This is a genomic window from Paraburkholderia sp. UYCP14C, from assembly GCF_004197395.1.
In the GTDB taxonomy this organism is placed as follows: Bacteria; Pseudomonadota; Gammaproteobacteria; order Burkholderiales; family Burkholderiaceae; genus Paraburkholderia.
Window position 1 is genome coordinate 38,834 of the sequence record NZ_SELS01000052.1, and the last position, 19,579, is coordinate 58,412.

Below are 19,579 nucleotides of genomic sequence, written 5' to 3' on the forward strand. Positions count from 1 at the left end.
TGCTTCGGGTTAAGCCGCCGAACGGCCGGCAAGTTGCAGGCCCTTGTCGAGCGCCGAGAAATCGCGCTTCGGGTAGGTCATCAGGAAGCGGTAACCCTGCTCGATCACGCGGCCCACGTTCTGATTCGTCACATGCGGATGACCGACCGGAATGTCGTACGCTTTGCCGACTTCGAGCACGTGATCCATCATGCGCAGCAGTTCCGGGTTGTCGTACTGGCGCGGACAGCCCAGCTCCTGGGTCAGATCGCCCTCGCCGATCAGCAGCACGCCGATGCCCGGCACCTGCTTGACGATCTCCTCGAGGTTTTCGATCGCCCGCGTGTCCTCGATCATCAGCACCACCAGCACTTCACCTTCGGGCGCTAGCGGCCAGACGTCTGCCTTGCGGTAGTACTCCTGTTGCGACACGCCCCAGTAACGCGCGGCTGGCATCGGCGCATCGCCGCGCAAGCCCGCCGGCTCATAAAGCGGCGCGCTTTTCAGGCGCGGATAACGGCACGCGGCGACCGCGTTGTACGCTTCCTCCGGCGTGCTGATGCGCGGCCACACGATGCCGTAAGCGCCGAGATCGAGCGCCTGCTTCGCGAACCACTGGTTCATTTCGCTGCCGCTCGGCGGAATCCGCACCAGCGGCGTCATCTGGCAGGCAATCGACTGCGCCTTCGCAATGCGCTCGCGCAACAGCAGAAACTGCATCGATTCGCGCAGCGCGCCGATATCCCATGGCGTATGCTCGAGTTCGAACACGACGCCATCGTTCGACGACTGCGCGAACGCCACCGCCGATTCCACTTCCGCCTGAATGAACGACGTGAACGCAATCCGGCGTCCGGTCTGCAGCGCGCGAATCACGCCGTTGAGTCTTTCTGTCATGGTTGGATCGTCCTTCGTTCGCTTACAGCATCGCCGCGCAGAACGCATCGCCTGCGCCTTGCGGAAGAGGTTTTTCGGTCCAGTTGTCGCCGCCGTCGGTCGTGAAGAACACCTGGCCGCCGCGCGTGACGCTGATCACGCCGTTCGGGTCGCTCGGATGCACGCCGAAGCCGAGCATCGTGCTCGCGGGGTTCACCTGCGAGTCCGCGCGGTACCAGTTGTTGCCGAGATCGTCACTCACGTACAGCGCGCCCGCGTTGCTGCGCGACGAAATACTGAAACACGCGTACATTTTTTTCGGGTCGTCGCAGACGAAGCGGCAGTCGCGTGCATACGAGAACGGCGCGAACTTGCCGACTTCGAGATCGCGGAAAGTCTTGCCCTTGTCGCGGCTTTCGAAAATGCCCAGGCGGCAGATATAGAACAACGCGTCCGGGTCGGCGCTCGTCGTGCAAACGGAGTGCGCGTCGAACACGCCTTCGGCGTCGTCGTCGGTTTCGATCCGGCTCTTCAGATGCGGCTGTTTCGCGAGTTCGAGCAGGCCTTCCGGTTCGCCGCGCCACGTTTCACCGCCGTCCTCGCTGACGAGAAAGCCATTGATCTCCGCGACCGCGTACATCACATCGGGATTGACCGGGTGAAACGCGATGCGCATCACGCGCGAATCGCCGAACGAAATCTTGAAACGCTCCGGATGGTCGGCCTTGCATTTGCGCCAGCTGTCGCCGCCGTCGTCGCTGCGATAGATGCTGACCGGGCCGCCTGCCGCGAACAGCGTGTCGGGACGGGTCGGGTGAATCACCACGCTCCAGAACTGGATCGTCTCGTCGGTCACGTTCAGACGCGACCATGAATCGCCGCCGTCCTTCGAGCGATACACGCCTTTGCGCGTCGCAGCGAACAGCAGATCGGGACGCTCGGGATGCGGCGTGATGGCCTGCACGGAAGCGTCGTCGGGGAAGTCGGTGAGTTTTTCCCACTCGCCGTCCGGCTTCAAACGGTACATCGAACCAATGGCATTCGGACGATTGGCGGCCGTGCCCACCAGCATCAATTCCTTCATAAGGTCTCCAGATGAATTTGTGGTCGAGCGCCGCCGCATGATTCCGACTCGCACTCAACAGGAGTTCGGAATGCAGTGTAAGTGCCACCGGCTACGCTTTGTTATTCAAAATCTGCGGTGGCAATAGAAATTTGCTTAGTCGCGGAAGCCGCGTTCCCTCGCTCCAAAAGAGCAAGCGTCTGTGGAGTGAGTCAGTGGGTGATTACCCTGGATAAATCTGGTGGAATGTCTGATCTGGCGCCAAAAATGGCCGATCGGCCGCGGTCACGGTACGGCTTCCGCGCTAAAGGCTGATGCCGCTACGTTACGACTCGGTTGTGTTACTCGGCACGGACGTCGCCCGAGCGACCCGATCGGCATATTGGTCGGTGGCCTCGTTGGCGGCGTCGCGTGCCTACTCTGGACGCTCGCGCTTGGTCGTGACCCGAATGTTCAGACATCCCTCATTCCCACCAACAGACCGTGGGAAGAAGCCTTCCCGCCTGAATGCCAACCGGCGGATGAGTGAGATCGACGAAAGATTCTCCGGTTGAATGTTTGCCTCCAGGCGATGCAGTCCGAGTTCGACGAATGCAAGGTCGGTGGCCGTGCGAGGTCTAGTGTGTCAAGCGGCAACTCGACTGCACTCCCCAGTGGTCCGCCGGCGCTGCACGGCAGCCACGGTCCTTCCCTACGCCATAACCCGACCGATATTGGCCCCGAAAGATCTGTCGCCGAAGCTCGTCCATTCCGACGATTTCTCATCCCGCGCGACCGACTACGCTTGACGCGTGTCGGCCGCGCACGTCGATGCGCAGCGCGCCGATCGTCCCCGTCCTACACCGATCCTTTACGCCTTCATGACCAAAGCAGCCAATCTCGTTACCTCGATCACCGTCGACATCGACTCACCAGCCCCCGCCGTCAGGGAAGTGCTGACCGACTTCCCGCGCTACGCGGAGTGGAACAGCTTCTGCGTCGGGCTCGATACGACCGGACGCCTGGGTGATCTCGTCTACATGCAGGTCCGCATTCTGGATAAGGACACCGAGATTCCGGTCAACGAATATCTGGTCGCGTGGGAACCCGAGCAGTTGCGTGGGAGCTGCGCCCGACCGACGACAACAAGGACGCCGCGCGCCGCGACCAGTACGTCAAAGCCGACGGCGCCGATCGCTGCCGGTATGTCACGACCGACCAGTTCCTGGGCGTCAACGCCGACACGATCATGCAAAGCCACGGCGCCTGGGTGAAGCAGGGCTTCGACCAGTGCGCGCACGACGTGAAGCGGCGCGCGGAAGCGCTGCACGCTTCACGCTGCAGCGCCCGCGCGTGAGTTCCGCGCGACGCGAATGGGAGCACGCGGTGCCCTATCTGCAAGCCCTTTCCAATCATCACGAGATTCGCGAACTGATCGTCGACTACTCGACGGCGATCGACTCCCGCGACTACGACGCGCTCGACTCGGTGGTCACGCCCAACGCCTATATCGACTACCGCGCGATGGGCGGGAACGACGGCAGCTAGCGTCCCGTTCCGTTGTTAACTGATCTATCTGCGCGTAGCATGTTGACGTCAACGGAACGGGAGACGTCAGCGCGGCGATGGGACGACCGAAGGCGGAACTGGTGCTGAGCGAGGACGAACGCTCGCAACTGATCTCGATAACACGCTCTCGTTCGATTTCTGCGGCGCTGGTTACGCGGGCGCGCATCGTGTTGGCGGCAGCCGACGGCGAGCCCAACAGCGCGATCGCGCAGCGCCTTCAACTCACGCGTGCCACGGTGGGCAAGTGGCGGCTGCGTTTTTTGGAGTTGCGCATCAACGGGCTCTATGACGAAGTACGTCCCGGCAAGCCGCGCACGATCGACGATGAACGACTGGCTCAACTGATTCACAAGACCTTGCACACCAGGCCTGCGGATGGCTCGACGCACTGGAGCGTGCGCACGATCGCCGCCGAAACCGCTATCTCGCCGACCAGTGTGCACCGATACTTCAAGCTGCTGGGTCTGCAACCGCATCGCAGCGAGAGTTTCAAGCTCTCGACCGATCAATTCTTCATCGAGAAGTTGCGCGATGTGGTGCATATTCATTTCCATACTCCTCGGACAAGTGTCAGGGCGCTGCGGTCTGTATCCTGTTGACAGTATGCGTGGCAGCGCTCCGGAGCCCAGCTGCCGCACTCCGGATTTCATTCATGAAATAGGAGAGCCATGGCGTCGTCACGTCACCGCTTCGACGAAACAGCATCGTCCCGAACTGCGGGAGATTCCAGTTACCCTTGAGCACCTTTAGCGACCCTGAACGGATATCGTCATGGAACCAGATTGACGAACAGAACGCGACGTAGTCATCCTCGTAGACCAGATGCCGCATGACGGCATGCGACAGGGTTTCGACGCGATGTTCGCCGAGCTCACATCCGTGGCGGCTCAACTCGAGAGCGAGGGCGCGTTCGACCGGACTCGAACTCAGTACCGGCATCACCAGTTGTTCACGGCTTACCAGGTCGCTGAAGTTCAGTTCAGACTGGCGCGCGAGCGGATGGCCGGCACGTACACAGAAGTGAAACTCCTCTTCGAGAAGGCGCTCACTGATCAAATCGGCGAACAGGCCGTCCGTCTGCTCGATGCCGAGCACCAGGTCGAGTTCGCAGCTCTTGAGCTTGTAGAGCAGTTCATGCGTACGCCCTTCGACCAGATTGATCTGGACCTTTCCAAGCCTGCGTTTGGTCCGGCTCACGGCAGTCGGAAGGATATGGTTCATCGACACCGATCCGGCCCCGCACATAATCCTGCCCGGGAGTGAACCAAACCGTGGGAGGCAATTTCCGTCGATTTGACCAACGTCATGGAAGCCGTGACGACGTTGTACCCGATCGGATACGGCGCGTGGAATCTGCGAAGTCCCGACAAAATGAGTTCAGTGAGCCCGCCCGGCACGCTGGCCGTTTCAGCTACGCTGGCGACGTTGTCAACCGATCGGAGGTGCTATGCGACTGATCATCGAGGCCCGCGTAGAGGGTGGGGAAGCGCGTGAGACTGATGCAACGATTGTTGCTGTGGTGGAACGAAAAGACGGCAGCCTCGCCGACCTGGGACTCACACTTGCCGAAGGTCGTGCCTTGCTCGCCGAGGTTCAAGCGTTTCTTGTGCCGAAGCAGACTGCCGGGTGGATGAAGAGTCAAATGGCTTGCCACCGTTGTGGCTCGATGCTGGCCCACAAGGACGCCCGATCGATCGTGCTGCGAACCGTGTTTGGCAAAGTCGACGTGACGAGTCCGAGGCTGTGGGCCTGCAGCTGTGTGGCAGAGAAAGGGCAACCGCGCCGCTCCTTGAGCCCGCTGTGCAAGGCCGTTCACCAGCGTGTGACGCCGGAATTGGAGTACCTGCAGGCCAGGTGGGCCGCCCATCTTCCGTACCGTCAGGCCACCGAGCTGCTTCGAGAGGTCCTTCCACTGGACAAAGGGATTTCCTTCGGTAGTACTCGCCGTCGAATCCTCGCCGTCGGCAGCGCGCTGGACGCGCAAATCAACCGCGATATCGCGTCCGGACCCAAACCGGACAGCGGAGAGCAGGTTCGCGAATCGACCACCGTCGGCTGTGTGAGCGTGGACTCGGCGTGGCTGAACTTCAGCAGCAGTCCCAGGAGCCGCAAGGCGGAGCGCGACCTTGCGGAGCTGAAATCGCCCTGGGCGCAGAAGCTGACACGGGATCGACATGTCAACATCGTTGCGGGCCGTGCAACTCTCTCCGATCGCACCCCGCGTCTCTACGCGTACGTGCATAAGCTGGTGCCATCGGCGCCCGCGCGGCTGGACCAGTTTCTCTTTGCAAGCGGTGTGGCTCCAGACGAGCGGGTCACCGTGATCAGCGATGACGCCGGCGAATTCGGCAAGGCTGTGGACGGCAGCCAGCTCGCCAGGGGAAGGATCCTGGACTGGTTTCACATCGCGATGAAGTTCAAGGCTGCCAGGAACTCGGTGTTTGGAAGCAAGACGATGGCCCCTCACGAGCGAATCGCTGTAGAGACAGAGATCGATCACGCCAAGTGGCTGGTCTGGCATGGAAAGGGCCGGCAATCGGTGTCCCGTATCAAGGCCATGGATGCCACGCTGTTGGCGAAGGAAGGCTATGAGTACTCTACTGGCCTGCGCTGAAGCACACCACTAGTTGTTGTGGTGCACCATAGATTTTCCCGCTTATCTTGTGCTTAGGGTTAACCTGGGAGGCGTCTTTTGCGGTAGAGTTTACTCGTGGCTGCTCAACCAGGTAACAGCTACGGGGCACCGCCACCTAGCCGGCCGCCAAAATCTTGCAGATCAAGGCGACTATTCCGTGGGTAGTGCGCGACAGGACGCTGGCAATTCGCCGGCACGAATCTGTCGCGTGTAGTTAGGAGTATTTAGCAATGGCAGAGAAACTAAAACCCGGCCAGATCGCACCGAGATCCGGCGAGTATGGAATCGTGGGTTCGCGGGGTGGCAAGACCGGGGAAGAGCGGACGGCAGTGAAAGGCAAGCCGATGCCGCCGACACCGAAGGCGGGGCAAAGCTATTCGATGGACCGCCCCGCGCATAACGGCGCAGGTAAAGCGAAAAAGTAAGCACTGGTGGGCGGCGGAGACGAACTCTTTCTTAAAGGGCTCGTCTCTTTTCGACGTATGCCCTCTTTGCAGGGCTAACTGCAAGCGAAAACCAGGATATTAGATGGCGAAATTTACAGTTCGCGTGGAACTGCACGACGAAGAAAGTGGCGACTATCCCAAGCTTCACAAGCAGATGGAAAAGCGCGGTTTTGAGAGAACCCTCGAGGTGAACGGCACTTTGCTCCAGTTGCCCGACGCTTCCTATGCGTATGAAGGCGATAAAACGAAAAAGGAAGTATATGACAAAGCTCGGGCCGCATCCGACGCGATCGGGCGAAAGTCCGGAATCGTCGTGACCAAGTCGGGCGGTCGATATGTGGGCGGACTTGCGGAGGCCTGACCAGCGAGATCGTCCGAGCGCGAAGTCGACCGCGCGGAGCCTATGCTTTTGGCATCAGGGCGGTCTGCGCCGAATGTGGCTCGCGTCTTTCTCGAGGGCCGCAGCAGGTGCGGACACAAGCTTAGGCACCGCCTGAATCCTGCGCTGCGCGCCCTACTTTTTCAGCGCCGCAACGACCTTGCTCATCGCGGCGTCGAAGGCGACGCGATCACCATCTGGCTTTGGAATCGTTGTGATAACACGCGACCGGACTTGTTTTGCTACGTCTGGCCGCTCCGGAAGCCATTCGCTGAAAACATGGTCGTCGACGGTGACGGGGATCAGCAAATCGGCGCCGCCCAATTCCGCCTCTTTTTCCAACACTCGCTCTAGCTCGTTCAGAACGCCGCTTCGCGACAAAGATGACTTCGAGCAGATGAGCAAGATGCGATCGTGGGCATTGATGCCCTGATGCATCATTCGATGAAGCTTTTGACCCGGAAGCGCGTCGTCGGGGAAGAACCACGTCTTAACGCCGCGCGCCTTCAAAAACGCATTGATCTCGGTGGCGATTCCCTCGTCTGGGCCGCCATACGAAATAAACAGACTTTGGTGCAACTCTTCCTCCGAGACGACCTGAGTGATCAAACCAGCCGAACCGAACGCAGAGATGACGTCCTCTCGCGACGCGTGCAGTCGATTGGTATAGAGCGTAATAGCCGGTGCGACAACCATCTTGCTGCTTTGCACCGTCGGCTTCCGCCCCTTTGTGTCGCTGAACTCAAAAGCCATTTGATTCTTTGCGTTCTCGAGAAAGGCGCGCGTCAGCGGTCCCAGATGCTCGAGATCGCCGTCAGCGCCGAGGTCGGGCACTGCCAAAAGTCCATGCATGACGGCGGATTCCGGATCGTGCGCAAGCAGGACGTGGACCGTCTTTTGGCTCGTTGTTGTCGGGACTACCGCGGGCCCATCTTGGACAGGGGCGGCTGGATGACGCTGCTGTAGATGCGCTATTGCGTTGCCTCGTATGTCGCTCATGTTCTTGTTGTCGCGTGGTTGGTCGAGTTCGACCGCGAGAGGCGCGTCCGAGTGACGCCACTGCGCGGCTCGACCCGCTATATGGGGCGCGATTGGACGCTTGCAAGCGATTCTTCTCACAAAAGTTCGCCGACAGTGGGATCTGCTCAAGTCTGCGTAGCGATGTTACCGAACGGCTCGATAGCACCTGACGGCAGCTTAGGCGAAACGAAGCTCGAACGGCCGGACGGCCGAGCGAAGGCAGCAAGGGAAAAGAAGTCGGCTGTCGCAGAAACGCAACGCTGCGCGGGATGCACAGGACCGGGTGACAGAAACTTCGAGAAATGCGAATATGCATTGGCGGTGCCAGAACGGCGGGGATGCCGCGCTTCGGGCGCCTGCGGAAAGCCGAATGGTCGCGCGACCTACGCGCTGAAGCCGGGATAGGAGGCGCGCCGCGCCCAAAGCAGGCGCGGCGGCGGTGAGGCGGGGCTCCGGCTATCACAAAGTGCCCAAGAGGCAAAATGTGGCCGATCAGCCAATAAGGCATAACGGGGCGAAATGGCCACCTTATGCTTAACGGCACACAAAAGCCCAAACCTCCTCCAAAATTGGATGGTGGGCCGGGCGGGGTTCGAACCGGCAAATAGAGAAATAGCGGTGCGGCGGCATCGCGGCCTCTGCCCACGTTTTCGCGAAGTCACTTCGAACGTAATCGCACAGACATTGGGTTCGTCCAGCTCGGTTCTTACATGTCTGCTGGCACAGCTTTCGGCAAATTAACCAAGCATTTGAAACCGTCTTTTTGCGCAGGCCCCAAAAGCTCCCGACGACCCGAAGCTAGTTTCCGGTAAGAACGCATCGCTTCAGATAGGTTTGCTTATCTTAAGTCAAACTCACGGAACGGCTCGAAGAAACCATGGTCGATCTCATGCCACAATTGCGTAGGAATACAAATTGCCTGAGTTATCCCTTGTTTTGCTCATTTTCGTTCGCTCCTGGTGATGTGGAGAGGGCACAATCCGCGTTTGACCTCCGTAGACAGCACGCTTGGTGTTGCGAGCGCCGACAGCGTACGTCACGTCTCAACAAGCTTAACCCCTTGCCGTCGAAGAAATTCTTCCGCCTGGTCGATGTAGACGCGTCACACTCCGAGCTTGACGCTTGCACCGCCACGGCGGTCGCGCTGCAAATCCTGTCATCTGTAAAACATGTATCAGCGGTCACAAGGCGTTACACGTGTAAACGTACGCGCAATAGGATTGCGAAATTTGTGAAGTAAACTTCGATGGTCATGAAGTATTACGATACAGTACCGCCGACGTCACAGCCGGGCGTCTCGTACAATCACTCGCTCGTTGGACATTGATCGATGACTCGAACTCTTCTCACCCTAACGCTGATTAGTGGCCTCTGCGGTTGTGTCGTCGCGCCGCCCTACAGCTATGCGCCCGCGCCTGGCTACTACTACGGCTATGCACCAGGCTATTACGCTGCACCGCCAGTCAGCATTGGCATCGGCGGCGTTTTTCACGTGCATTGACCGCCTGCCATTGAGAGGTGCCGCGGGCCGACTCGAAAGACCAGTTGCCGATCGCTCGTTGTCAAACATGAATCTCCTCGACGCGCCTGTGCACGGTTACTGTAAGTCACGCAGTTCGCCAGCAATCCGGTCCTCGCTCGTCCAGCCATCATGGAATTCCATAGGCAGCCGCCAGTGCCGAGTTCGCTTTGAACGCCCCTGAGTGTGGTCGTCCCTCTGGCTTCGTCAGCGCAGTGGCTTCCGTTTCCGGCAATGGACCGGGCTTTGGATATCAGCCATTCTGCTTGTCGCACTGCCTGACCTTACTTCGCGACTGCCGTCGCCCCGAGACTGAGCAAGCAGTCCATCTGATGCGGAACTCGGGCCTGACCGCGATTGGACGTGCTGTATCAAGGCCCGTGAACACGCCATGCGCCGGCGAGACCGAAGGCCGGCGAAACCGAACCCGTTCCGCCGCAATCTACCACTGCCGCGGTGGGCGTCCACTCACCGGGAAATACCATGCCACTCGCGACCGCATCCGCGCGACTTGCCGCGCATGCCCCCAAGTCGCATCGACACGACGCCGCGCGTTGAATGGCCTGATGAAGACGCCAGACGGCAGTGCGCCGAGCGCACCGCCCGTTGCGTGGGCGTGGGAGTAGCCACCATTCCCTACTCGGCAGCCCACGACAACCATGGACAGAATCGCTGTGCAGACCGACACGCGCTGTGCTTCACCAAGCCGCGGACGCGCTACCGCCGCGGTACACCGTCGCGCCACTCGCCCCAATGCGTGGCGATGTCCTGCACGAGCGGATTGCCCGTCAGGAACAGATTGTTGATCGCGATTGTGAAGCCGCCCTGTGACGCGTAGTTGAGCAGATTGTCCGCGCTCGACTGCCCCGCGTACGGCCGGTCGAAGTCCGAGCCGGCGCGCAGCACCGCTACGCGGGCCAGGTCAACGCGATGCGCGGTCGCCGCGCGCGTCAACGCCTCGAAAGTGGCGTTGTCTTCCTGCTGCGTCGTGCAATAGGTGCCCTTGCCGTCGGTCAGGATTTTCGTCCATTGCCGCGCCCGCTCGCCCAGATCGGTGCCCGACCACCAGGTGTCGCCCGCCAGCGTGTCGCACTGGATCACTGTGGGCGGACGGTTCGCGGGCGCATAGTTGTATTTGGCGCGGGCAGCCTGCGCCTGAGCGTCGTCAGAAAGCGTTACGTTGCGCGACAGCGCGAGTGCCGCGTTCGAAAGCGCCGGGTTGAGCTGGAACACTTCGGTGCGATAGTCGAGTGGCGGCTTCTGCGTCGGGCCCGTCGTGTTGATGCCGAGATAGCCTGTGTTCCAGCCCGGCGGAATTTCGCGCCCATCGATTTCCCATTGAATCCCGAAGTCGACAAGCCAGTTGGCCCAGGCAGCGGAACCGACGGTCCCCTGAAGCGGATCGATACCTGCGATACCCGCCACCATGAAGTACGTATGACGCAAGTCGAAACGCGGCGAGAACGTCAGCGCCATGATCGACGCGGCGGCATTTGCGTGCCCCATGCCCGTCGTCATCACGCACACCTCGTGGCGATTGCAGTGGACTGCCGGGTAGTCAGGAGACAGACCCGCGACGGGGATGTCCTGCCACGGTCCGAGATGATCGAGCCACACCTGGCCTTCCGGACCAAACATTGAAATGATCATCACCTTGACCGGACGGCCATGCGACGCGCCGTCATCCTGCGCGAAGCCATCGTCGGCTTGCGCAATGGTCGGTGAAACTGCTGCGCCCGCCAGCAGCAACGATGAAATTGCAGCACCAAAAGCACGATTTCGCATAAGAGGTCCCACCTGATATGTAAGAACTGCGTTTCGAAACGTGAATCGCGCGCCATGTTGTCGACTAAGGTCGTGGCTTTTTGTCGGCCTGCAGCGTGGGACCTGGGCGTCAGCCGTTCAGGTGACTATGAGTATAAGCAGAGAAAGAGATGAATTGGCAAGCGTTAGCGGAGATCGATGCGCAGTCCGAGGATGGCTTCCACTTGTTTCAAGGTCCCATCGCGGCGCCATTGCATGCGCCTTATGTAGCAGGTCCGTGAAGGTGGCATGTTGGGCGGCAAATAGGCCCATGTCTTTTGGTGGGTCGAGACCCATAGAATTGCGTTCAAGATTTCGCGCGGATGCCTCGGCGTCTTTCCAAAACGCCTTGCTTCATCGAACCGGAAGAGGTTAGCGATACGGGCCCATTCCGCGTCGCTCAGTGGTATGAATGTGGACATATCATTCAATCGTCTTCTCTGCTGCGGGCTCCAATTCCGTCCCGTCAGATGTTGATCGCACCATCGACATCCTTTTTCCGAATCGCGTGGGATGTACCAGCCCCTCTGATACGGCATGGTCATGCCAACAGCTCACGCAGTCACGGAGTTCTATCTCGTCCTGGGGTTCCGCCATTGCCTCCGCAGCCGGTTGAAAACATCATAGGTAGCGGTAAATCCGACTTCCATCGGTGCTGGCGGATTGTGCCGTAGGAAATGGCTGGCTTACCTGTCAGGATTTCCTTCGGCGTTAAACGAGGTACTTCCGCCTGTTGGCTGCTTTCTCGTCGAGTAACTCGCGTCGGACCTCCATGATCATTGATCGCTGCCTCTTTCCCAACTGAAGCCCTCCGGGTGACGTTCGAGACAATCGGAGAGCGCACGCTGGCTGGACAGGGTGCGTCGAAGCTCGGACAACACTTGACGAACGTCACTCCGCGACGGAGAACCCCGGTCGAGAATCTCGTCCGCTGAGCGAAACGCCTGCTGCGCAGATTCAAGCGTCGAACGCGCAGCTGGCACGAGTCGCCAGCGGGAGCAGTTTGAACAGATCGCACAGGAACACGTGGTCCGCGGCCAGACGCGAATTGAGCCGGTTCTTTCAGCACAGGTGACGATCTTCAGGGAGCCGATCAATCAGCCGGATTCGGTCACGTGCGCTGTACCCGCCGCCCTCCTCTAGGATCCGTAGGCCCAAGACGCCGCGAATTTCGCCTTCGACTGTGGGTCCGGGGGAGACCTAGGCAGAGGCGCTTGGTGCGACGATCGGCGCGCTACAACGCGCCGTCAAAGCGGTTCCGGCTCTGCTCGACAGGATCGCGGTCGCTTCAGGGGAAGAGGGCCGCGGTGTCGAACAGGTCGATCCGGTGCTGTCCCAAATGGATGACTTCATCCAGCACGGCGCCGCAGACCACTGTCACTCGACGAGCTCGCTCATGGCTTGAAGCGGGCTGTATCGGTCTTCAGGCTCGATGTGCCGGCGTGAACCCAGCGGTGAATCCAGGCGAGACCGGCTTCGCATTCATCCAGCACTGGGGCACTGCCGTTCTTGCCGAACACACAGTTTGGTGTATTAACGCGGACACTGGCTTCGGCCACACGCTCGACTGGCCACGCCGCGGGGGTTTCAAGGCGTGAACCCTCGGCAGCGCCAGCAATGACCCTCAAGCTCATCGCCAGATTTCCTTCCGACACGACGAAGGCAGTACTTTGGACTGTAGGGCTCGGATCGAGAACGTGACTGGTCTTGAAATCTGCATGGATGGCTGCTTGAATGGGTAACTGCCACCCCGTCATCCGGCGTCCTCTCTACGACCCACCAAGACCGACCATGCAAAGCCGCGCCCATTGGCAATCTCGCCTGATTGCGTCTCTCGCGCTGTTGAGCCTTTGCGCGTCGTGCGCGTCGGGTCCCAACCAGGAATCGGCTACTCCGAGCGTCTCAAGGACCGAGTCGACATCGGCGGGATCGCCGCCTACAGACGAGCTGCTGGTCGAGCAGCAATTGTCGACAATTTCGGACGGAGCTCAACGGTATGCCCTGCTCGACAAGCTCTCAACTACCTACTTCCGCGAAGGGAGAGTGGCGGACTCAATGCGGATCCGCGAGAAGATCGTCTACGACAGTCATATTCCGGCGGGTCAACGATCGCTTGCCGCATCAGATCTCGCGAATTCCTATGCCATCGCCAGCGACTTTGTTCACAGCGACCGTATGCTGCAACAAGCAAAATCTCTTGCGCGGAGCACCTCTCCCTCCGAGCTCGAACAGCTTAGGCGCAACCCGGCATACTTTGAGTTGTATGTCGAGTCTGAGTTTGAGCGCCGTTATCTCAACCGCCAGGATCTCGCACTATCGGCACGTAGAACACTCATCAGCCTGACCTGGCGTGATTTGAACGATCCGTCGCTCAGCGAGCATCAGCACCGCATGGCGGTCACCGAGTTATTCGGCGACGACCTGTCAGAAGTGATTCGCACAATGGTTGAGAACAATCGCAGAATGGAGGCTTTGAGCTATGCGAATGAGCTGCGTTGGATTATGCAAACGCGCCCGGATCTGCATCTTAGCGCTTTCCAGCGCGGCGAAGTTGACTACGCCCTTGCCATCGCCCTTTCCTCAAACGATGACTACGACGCGGCCATGGTTGCCATCAGCGCCGCTCTTGAAGAATTCCGGAATTCCGACCTATCGCCGAATACTGTCACTTATTCAGAAGCGAGACGCGCCCGGCTATTGATTGCTTTAGTACAAGGGCGAATAGGAGACTATGCCGCAGACGCGGACGGGTGGGAGTCAGCGGCCGCGGTGAACCCGGTAGTGGCAAAGAATGAAGGCACCGGAGAGCGGGCGTCGCTGATTTTAGCGTCCCGGGGGCAATGGAAAGCAGCCGAAGACAAGATCAGCGCTGCGATGATCGGGACACTTCGGCGATATGGCGCAGGTAGTCCCTTCTATAAGTCACAGGCGGCACTAAAAGTGTTGTATGAACTGAGCAACCCTGGTTCAGATGTAACGGCCGAACAACTCATTAAATACGCTTCCGAAATCGTTGGATCACCGGGCAGTTGGGACGCATCGAGCATAGCAGGCCCGCTCGTGGTCGACGGCGCACTCGAGTTGTCGATGAAGAGGCTGATGGCCGGCACGGACACGGATCAACGCATGGCATTTCGCATCGCTGAGTTCTTCCACACAAATGCTACTTACGGTGCAATGGCCGATGGCGCAGCACGACTCGCAGCCACCAACCCCGCTCTTAGGACCCTGGTCGAGCAAGAGCAGGAAGCTCGGTATCAACAGAACACAGCGCGTCTGGCGCTCACGCTTGCGGTCAGTCAGCTTTCGTCATCACACAATGGCGGCACGCTCTTGCAACAGAGCGCCGCAGCATCGGCTGTAAAGAGGGAGCAGAGTGCATTGGGTGAGGTGGACAAACATCTGGCGAGTATCCGCAAACAGATTGAGAAGGAGTTCCCCGCTTACAAGGAGCTGGTCGCACCCGAGCTACCGGATCCTGCGACATTGAGTTCGACACTCCGGCAGGGGGAAGTCTACATTGACCTCTACGCCGCGCGCGACGAAGGGTACGCATTTGTCGTGCGCCCAGAAGGCACTTTCAAAGCTGTACGGCTTTCGACCGCGCGGGCCGGCTTGAAAAAACAGATTATCGCCCTGCGTGCTGCCTTTGACTCTGGCTCTCCCCCAACACGCACCGGCGATCCTGGCGGATTCAATCTGGCAGCGTCCGTGAGTTTGTACGAGGCGCTCATTGCGCCAATTGCAGACGAGCTTCGCGGAGCCAAAACGGCCTACATCGTGACCAGCGGGCCCTTGGCCAGCACACCCTTCGACGTCCTTGTAACAGAGCCGACCGAAAATCTGGAGAGTGCAAAATGGTGGATCAGCTCCATCGCGCCGGTACGACTGCCTAGCGGGTCTGCGTTGGTGATTGCAAGGGCGCATCCCTCGCCAAATGCCAGTCAGCCATTTATCGCATTTGCGGACCCGAGCTTCAGCGGAGCTGCGGCAGGGGCCGCGACCGAAAAGTCGGAAGACGTCACCGCCGCTGCGGCTTCAAATCCCGCCCAATTGCACTTCGACTACCGGCGCGTCGCACCCCTTCCAGAGACCCTGGACGAGGCGCGGTCAATTGCCACCGCACTTGACGCTCCGCGGAGCAGCATTGTTTCCGGGACTCAAGCGACACGAAGTTCGGTTCTGAAGGCCGATCTTTCCACAGAACGGGTGGTACTTTTCGCGACACACGGGGTCATTCCGGGTGAACTACCCGAGTGGCACAAGTCCGGTCTGGCCTTAGCCTACGAAGGGAACGGACTCCTGGACTCGATTCTGTCAGCAGACGACATTGTGACGTTACGCCTGAATGCAGACTGGGTGGTGCTGTCGGCGTGCAACACAGGACTGGCCTCCGGTAACGCTGGCGACGCCGTGTCGGAACTGAGCCGGGCATTTTTTGCCGCAGGCGCGCGCACGATGCTGGTGACCCAATGGGCGGTGGAATCCCGTTCAGCAGCCGACGTCACGACCGCCGTGTTCCGGACATTCGCCTCAGACCCTTCCCTGTCAAAAGCAGAAGCCCTTGCGCAAACCGAACGAAACATGCTGAATGGCAAAGTCGGCGTGCTTTATCGCCATCCGTATTATTGGGGAGCTTACGTTCTTAACGGCGACGGAGCCCGTTGAGTCTCAGTCAACGATTCATCCACTCTTATGCCAAACGTGGCCATAATTCCGCGACAAAAGGTAGCCGGGTCACATGTCACTCTCTACGCAACCGGGGATGCCGAGTGCTAAGCGGTCGCTCGCACTAACATCTAATCGCGTTCGCTGCGTCACACAATACCAAATCAACAGCGGGGGGAAGATGCCATTTTTTTCTGCCCTATCCGTGGTCTGGCGTCGGAAGTACCCTTCGATGAGGTGTGCATCATGGTCGACAAAATCGACGATCTGCCAGTTATGGTCTACGACTGGAAGGACGAGAGAATTCGGCAGATTGCGGAGAATATTTGGCATGCCCAGATGGCAGGCTGGCCGGCGGTTCTGACATATGTCTGCCGGCCAAAGAAGTATCTCATCAGGGGAAAATCTCTGCGCGGCGTTCCAAACATCGAGAGCCGCGACGAATATCCGTTTGCCAGTACACTGGAAAATGAGGGGAGCGTGTGGGTTGGTCACGCACCCGCAGAGCAGCAGGATGAGCAAGGTATATTGATCAGCGCGTTTTATGCTCGCCACGGCGCATATAAGAAGGGCACGACTTTCAGATTTCGTGTGAGCGTAATCAACTTTCCACTAAAGGCATAAAGTGACCTACCGCCACCGTTAGCTCACGCAGTTCATGCGACTGCAGGTGCTACCCGGTCGTTCGAGCGTCGGCCCAAGCTCGGGGTCGACCAGCAGAAGATGGCCGAACTCTGGAGGACTAGACTGTCACGCGCGTGCCCGCAATGTGGCCTCGCGGCACACTAGCGAGCATCGAGAACCGAATGGATTTCCCAATGCAGGCGTTTAGCGATCGGCATGGGGTTCTCGTCGGAAATGGTGGCCAGACGGACATCGAGAGCGCGTTACGTTTTTTTCACGCCCACCTCAAATCGCCTGGCGAACCGTTTCATCTGCAATGTCGATCAATTATCTCGAACAATCGGTGGCACGATTTGACGAGGTGTTGTTCGGGCGCCGTAGCAACCCCGAGCAAAAGGCCAGGCACGGTCCACGACGGATTTGCGAACCACGCGGACAAAGGCGACGGCGCGATACCGACGGTCATCGCCTCGCGAACGATCCGCACATCAGGGGCACCGTCCGGGAGTCGAAGAAGCACTGCCAGGCCCGCATTTACCCACTCCGCGTTCCGCATACGCAACTGCTCAGCCAGCGCGTCGCGCTGCGAGGAATATATACGCTTGAGCCGGCGCACACGCCGGATGTAGTGGCCCTCATGCATGAATTGCGCGGTGGCGATCTGGATAACTGGCGACGGCGCGGGAGCGAGTGTCGCCGCCACCTCCGCGAATGCATTGGCCAGTTCAGCCGGGGCAACGACGAAGCCAAGCCGCAATGCAGGGCTAACAGTCTTGCTGAAGGAGCCGATGTGGATGACGCGCTTGCCCTCATCGAGAGACGCCATGGCTGGCGCCGGCCTGCCTTCCAGCTGCAGTTCACCGAGGTAGTCATCTTCAATGACCCAAGCATCGTTTGAAGCCGCCCACTCAAGCAGCTGAAGGCGTCGTCTCAGCGACAAGGTCGAGCCTAGAGGCGCCTGCTGACCACGCGTCAAGACCGCTAACGCGGCGTCCGGGGCGGTCTCGATGCCGTAGTCTACGTTGATACCGTCCGCGTCTACGGGGATCGGCACGATGTTCAACCGAGCCAGCTCCAGCCCCTTGCGGGTGACCCTGAAACCGGGTTCTTCCATCCATACCTTCCTGCCATCCAAACCTAACACCCGAAGCGCCAAGCCTAAGCCTGAGCTGTATCCTGACGTGATGAAAATTTGCTCCGGATGACAGTGGAAGTTTCGCGCAATAGAGAGATTGCCTGCGATCTCTCTGCGCAGTTCGAACTCTCCTCTCGGATCGGGATAGAGTAGCGACGACAAGCAGTCGGCTTTTAGCAGGTTGGAGGAGCGGGCTCGCGAAAAAAGCTTTTCCGGTAGCCCTTCAAACGCCGGAACACCGAGTTGGAAAATCGCCGGCCCGGCCATCATCTCCTCGTACGACCTCATAAACGACCCGAGCCGCGCCGCTTGTCGTTGAGTTGTGGCGACGCGAAGCCTTGGCGCCACCCGCGTTCCTCCGGCTCCAAACGTCTCGGTCATCTGTGAATCACTCAAGCGTTCATAGGCAGCTTGAACCGTCCCGCGCGACACCCCGAGCTGCGAGGCAAGATCTTTCCACGATGGCAGACGTGTTCCGGACTCGAGCAGCCCTGACGCTATTGCCCTACTGATGCTCTCGAAAATCTGTTCTGCAAGGGGCCGCTTCGCCGTTCGGTCGAGCTGAATCTGAAAGTCTGAATCCATGTTCTTGGTACACACAAAAGTCACGATCTTGGTTCTGTTGTGCGCACTGTCGATGGTACAGAATCTGCCCTGCCATCGGTGCTACAACACAAAATCAATACGGAAGTGGGAACGGAGTGTTGCACAGACGGCCCGTGCCTGCACAAGGCCTTTGTTAATTAGGGATTTAAAGACGCTCTCTTTCTGTGCTCTGCGTTCCAAGCAACTGCTTTCGTCTGCTATCTGAGACTAACGACTCAGGGGCAAGCGATCCCGGGATCATCATCGCTGCAAAATCTGCCGGAGAAAATTGTATGAATATTCTGCATATCGATTGCAGCCCGAGACTGGAGTCGCAAAGTCGAAAGCTTTCGGCTGGGATCGTCGAGAAGCTTCAAACGGTTTTCCCAGTCGCGCAAGTTCGCCGGCGAGACCTCGGGTTGGAGCCGATACCTCATCTGGGAGCCGCCTACGCCGTCGCACTCTCCACGCCGGCGACGTTGGCTGCCGCAGGACGGACCGCTGACGCGGTACTCCTCGCTGAGGAACTCATTGAGGAAGTCGAGGTTTCCGACGTAATCGTTATCGGAACTCCGATGAATAACCTGACGATTCCGTCTGTCCTGAAAGCGTGGATCGATCAGCTTATCCGCGTCGGTCGCACGATGCAGTCGACGCCAACTGGCAAGGTTGGAATGCTTCGAGACCGTCCGGTATTCGTCGGTATCGCTTCAGGTGGGGTGTTCACCGGCGAACGCGCCAACCAGCCGGATTTTCTCACGCCCTATCTTTCTGCCGTACTGGCTTGCATTGGTTTCACCTCCGTTCACTATGTGCCGCTGCAGGCAACCGCCTTTCTCGATCAAGAGCAGGCGGCGCAACTTCGAGCTTCTCTGATCGCCACAATCGAGCCACTTATGGCAAATCTCGCGTGCAGCGCCGTTTGAGCGCGCGGATATCTCATGCCAAATCTACCGACGCCTTCGCAGATATCCGTCGTGGAGAAACTGTCGTCGACGACGATTAGCGTACGCTGGAGCGACCCCTGCATGGGACGTTACGAGAGCCAGATCTGGGGTATTGGATCGGCACCTTCGGATGCTGTCTGTGCGTTGTCTGGTGAGGCTATACACCGTGGTGACCCGATATTTCGCCCGCGTGTGAGTCGAACGTATGCACCGGTCAACCCCCATGGAATGATTCTGGCTTCCGTAGTAGCTTGTTCTCTTGAGGAAGCATCATGTCAGGAACACTGAATCATGAGCGTGTCGCGCAAGGCGTGGTCGTTACGGGCGCATCGCAGGAAATCGGCAGAGCTAT

At 59.2% G+C, this 19,579-nt stretch carries 17 protein-coding genes and 3 pseudogenes; 11 read left to right on the forward strand and 9 right to left on the reverse strand.

The features are described 5' to 3' along the window. Positions 1-9: 9 nt before the first annotated feature. From EVC45_RS33460 to EVC45_RS47070, 3 genes and pseudogenes are all read right to left on the reverse strand, one after another. Complete coding sequence (locus tag EVC45_RS33460; protein ID WP_129962447.1) at positions 10-876, reverse strand: HpcH/HpaI aldolase/citrate lyase family protein; 867 nt, start codon at positions 874-876, stop codon at positions 10-12. A 22-nt stretch (positions 877-898) separates the two neighbouring features. Then, entirely contained in the window at positions 899-1,939 is a 1,041-nt protein-coding gene (locus tag EVC45_RS33465; RefSeq protein ID WP_168991585.1) for a hypothetical protein, read from the reverse strand. 394 nt (positions 1,940-2,333) lie between these two features. Continuing rightward, positions 2,334-2,531: pseudogene (locus tag EVC45_RS47070) on the reverse strand (GNAT family N-acetyltransferase); the annotation flags it as partial. A gap of 247 nt (positions 2,532-2,778) precedes the next feature. On the opposite strand from EVC45_RS47070, the pseudogene EVC45_RS33475 reads away from it, so the two are divergent. The 3 genes and pseudogenes from EVC45_RS33475 to EVC45_RS33485 form a co-directional block, all read left to right on the forward strand. After that, positions 2,779-3,254: pseudogene (locus tag EVC45_RS33475) on the forward strand (SRPBCC domain-containing protein). Further along, positions 3,251-3,445 carry a nuclear transport factor 2 family protein gene (locus tag EVC45_RS33480; RefSeq protein ID WP_248295356.1) on the forward strand — a complete coding sequence of 65 codons (195 nt, stop codon included), beginning with the start codon at positions 3,251-3,253 and terminating at the stop codon, positions 3,443-3,445. Before EVC45_RS33475 ends, EVC45_RS33480 begins: the two are co-directional and overlap by 4 nt. 77 nt (positions 3,446-3,522) lie before the next feature. Beyond that, positions 3,523-4,038, forward strand: a pseudogene (locus tag EVC45_RS33485) (helix-turn-helix domain-containing protein); the annotation flags it as partial. Here the strand turns inward: EVC45_RS33485 and EVC45_RS33490 are convergent. Beyond that, positions 4,037-4,711: a LysR substrate-binding domain-containing protein gene (locus EVC45_RS33490; protein ID WP_129962449.1), complete on the reverse strand. Its 675-nt coding sequence runs from the start codon at positions 4,709-4,711 to the stop codon at positions 4,037-4,039. The pseudogene EVC45_RS33485 and the gene EVC45_RS33490 sit on opposite strands and share 2 nt — an antisense overlap. Positions 4,712-4,913: 202 nt before the next feature. Between EVC45_RS33490 and EVC45_RS33495 the strand changes: the two genes are divergently transcribed. The 3 genes from EVC45_RS33495 (at position 4,914) to EVC45_RS33505 (ending at position 6,908) form a co-directional block, all read left to right on the forward strand. Continuing rightward, complete coding sequence (locus EVC45_RS33495; protein WP_129962450.1) at positions 4,914-6,080, forward strand: hypothetical protein; 1,167 nt, start codon at positions 4,914-4,916, stop codon at positions 6,078-6,080. Positions 6,081-6,331: 251 nt separating this feature from the next. Next, the gene (locus EVC45_RS33500) at positions 6,332-6,526 is read left to right on the forward strand and encodes a hypothetical protein (protein ID WP_129962451.1); all 195 of its coding nucleotides are present in this window, start codon (positions 6,332-6,334) and stop codon (positions 6,524-6,526) included. Between the two features lie 103 nt (positions 6,527-6,629). After that, positions 6,630-6,908 (forward strand): type V toxin-antitoxin system endoribonuclease antitoxin GhoS, encoded by a 279-nt coding sequence (locus EVC45_RS33505; RefSeq protein ID WP_129962452.1) that lies wholly within the window; start codon positions 6,630-6,632, stop codon positions 6,906-6,908. Positions 6,909-7,061: 153 nt separating this feature from the next. On the opposite strand, the gene EVC45_RS33510 is transcribed toward EVC45_RS33505, so the two are convergent. Beyond that, positions 7,062-7,778: a toll/interleukin-1 receptor domain-containing protein gene (locus EVC45_RS33510; RefSeq protein ID WP_168991587.1), complete on the reverse strand. Its 717-nt coding sequence runs from the start codon at positions 7,776-7,778 to the stop codon at positions 7,062-7,064. A 1,498-nt stretch (positions 7,779-9,276) separates the two neighbouring features. On the opposite strand from EVC45_RS33510, the gene EVC45_RS45840 reads away from it, so the two are divergent. Beyond that, positions 9,277-9,447 (forward strand): hypothetical protein, encoded by a 171-nt coding sequence (locus EVC45_RS45840; RefSeq protein ID WP_168991588.1) that lies wholly within the window; start codon positions 9,277-9,279, stop codon positions 9,445-9,447. Positions 9,448-10,182: 735 nt separating this feature from the next. Here the strand turns inward: EVC45_RS45840 and EVC45_RS33520 are convergent. From EVC45_RS33520 to EVC45_RS33540, 3 genes are all read right to left on the reverse strand, one after another. Next, entirely contained in the window at positions 10,183-11,250 is a 1,068-nt protein-coding gene (locus tag EVC45_RS33520) for a purine nucleoside permease (protein WP_129962454.1), read from the reverse strand. Between the two features lie 164 nt (positions 11,251-11,414). Further along, a complete protein-coding gene (locus EVC45_RS48020) occupies positions 11,415-11,813 on the reverse strand; it encodes a transposase (RefSeq protein WP_373683100.1) in 399 nt (132 codons plus the stop codon). A gap of 849 nt (positions 11,814-12,662) precedes the next feature. Continuing rightward, positions 12,663-13,025 (reverse strand): hypothetical protein, encoded by a 363-nt coding sequence (locus EVC45_RS33540; RefSeq protein WP_129962456.1) that lies wholly within the window; start codon positions 13,023-13,025, stop codon positions 12,663-12,665. Between the two features lie 34 nt (positions 13,026-13,059). On the opposite strand from EVC45_RS33540, the gene EVC45_RS33545 reads away from it, so the two are divergent. Next, positions 13,060-15,936: a CHAT domain-containing protein gene (locus tag EVC45_RS33545; protein ID WP_168991589.1), complete on the forward strand. Its 2,877-nt coding sequence runs from the start codon at positions 13,060-13,062 to the stop codon at positions 15,934-15,936. A gap of 246 nt (positions 15,937-16,182) precedes the next feature. Then, positions 16,183-16,560: a hypothetical protein gene (locus EVC45_RS33550; RefSeq protein ID WP_129962458.1), complete on the forward strand. Its 378-nt coding sequence runs from the start codon at positions 16,183-16,185 to the stop codon at positions 16,558-16,560. A gap of 307 nt (positions 16,561-16,867) precedes the next feature. Here EVC45_RS33550 and EVC45_RS33555 read toward each other — a convergent pair whose 3' ends face one another. Next, positions 16,868-18,280: a PLP-dependent aminotransferase family protein gene (locus tag EVC45_RS33555; protein ID WP_129962459.1), complete on the reverse strand. Its 1,413-nt coding sequence runs from the start codon at positions 18,278-18,280 to the stop codon at positions 16,868-16,870. A gap of 293 nt (positions 18,281-18,573) precedes the next feature. Here EVC45_RS33555 and EVC45_RS33560 point away from each other — a divergent pair, with 293 nt between their 5' ends. Both EVC45_RS33560 and EVC45_RS33565 read left to right on the forward strand, forming a co-directional pair. Continuing rightward, positions 18,574-19,206 carry an FMN-dependent NADH-azoreductase gene (locus tag EVC45_RS33560; protein ID WP_129962460.1) on the forward strand — a complete coding sequence of 211 codons (633 nt, stop codon included), beginning with the start codon at positions 18,574-18,576 and terminating at the stop codon, positions 19,204-19,206. Positions 19,207-19,221: 15 nt separating this feature from the next. Next, positions 19,222-19,515 carry a DUF3331 domain-containing protein gene (locus tag EVC45_RS33565; RefSeq protein WP_129962461.1) on the forward strand — a complete coding sequence of 98 codons (294 nt, stop codon included), beginning with the start codon at positions 19,222-19,224 and terminating at the stop codon, positions 19,513-19,515. Positions 19,516-19,579: the final 64 nt, after the last annotated feature.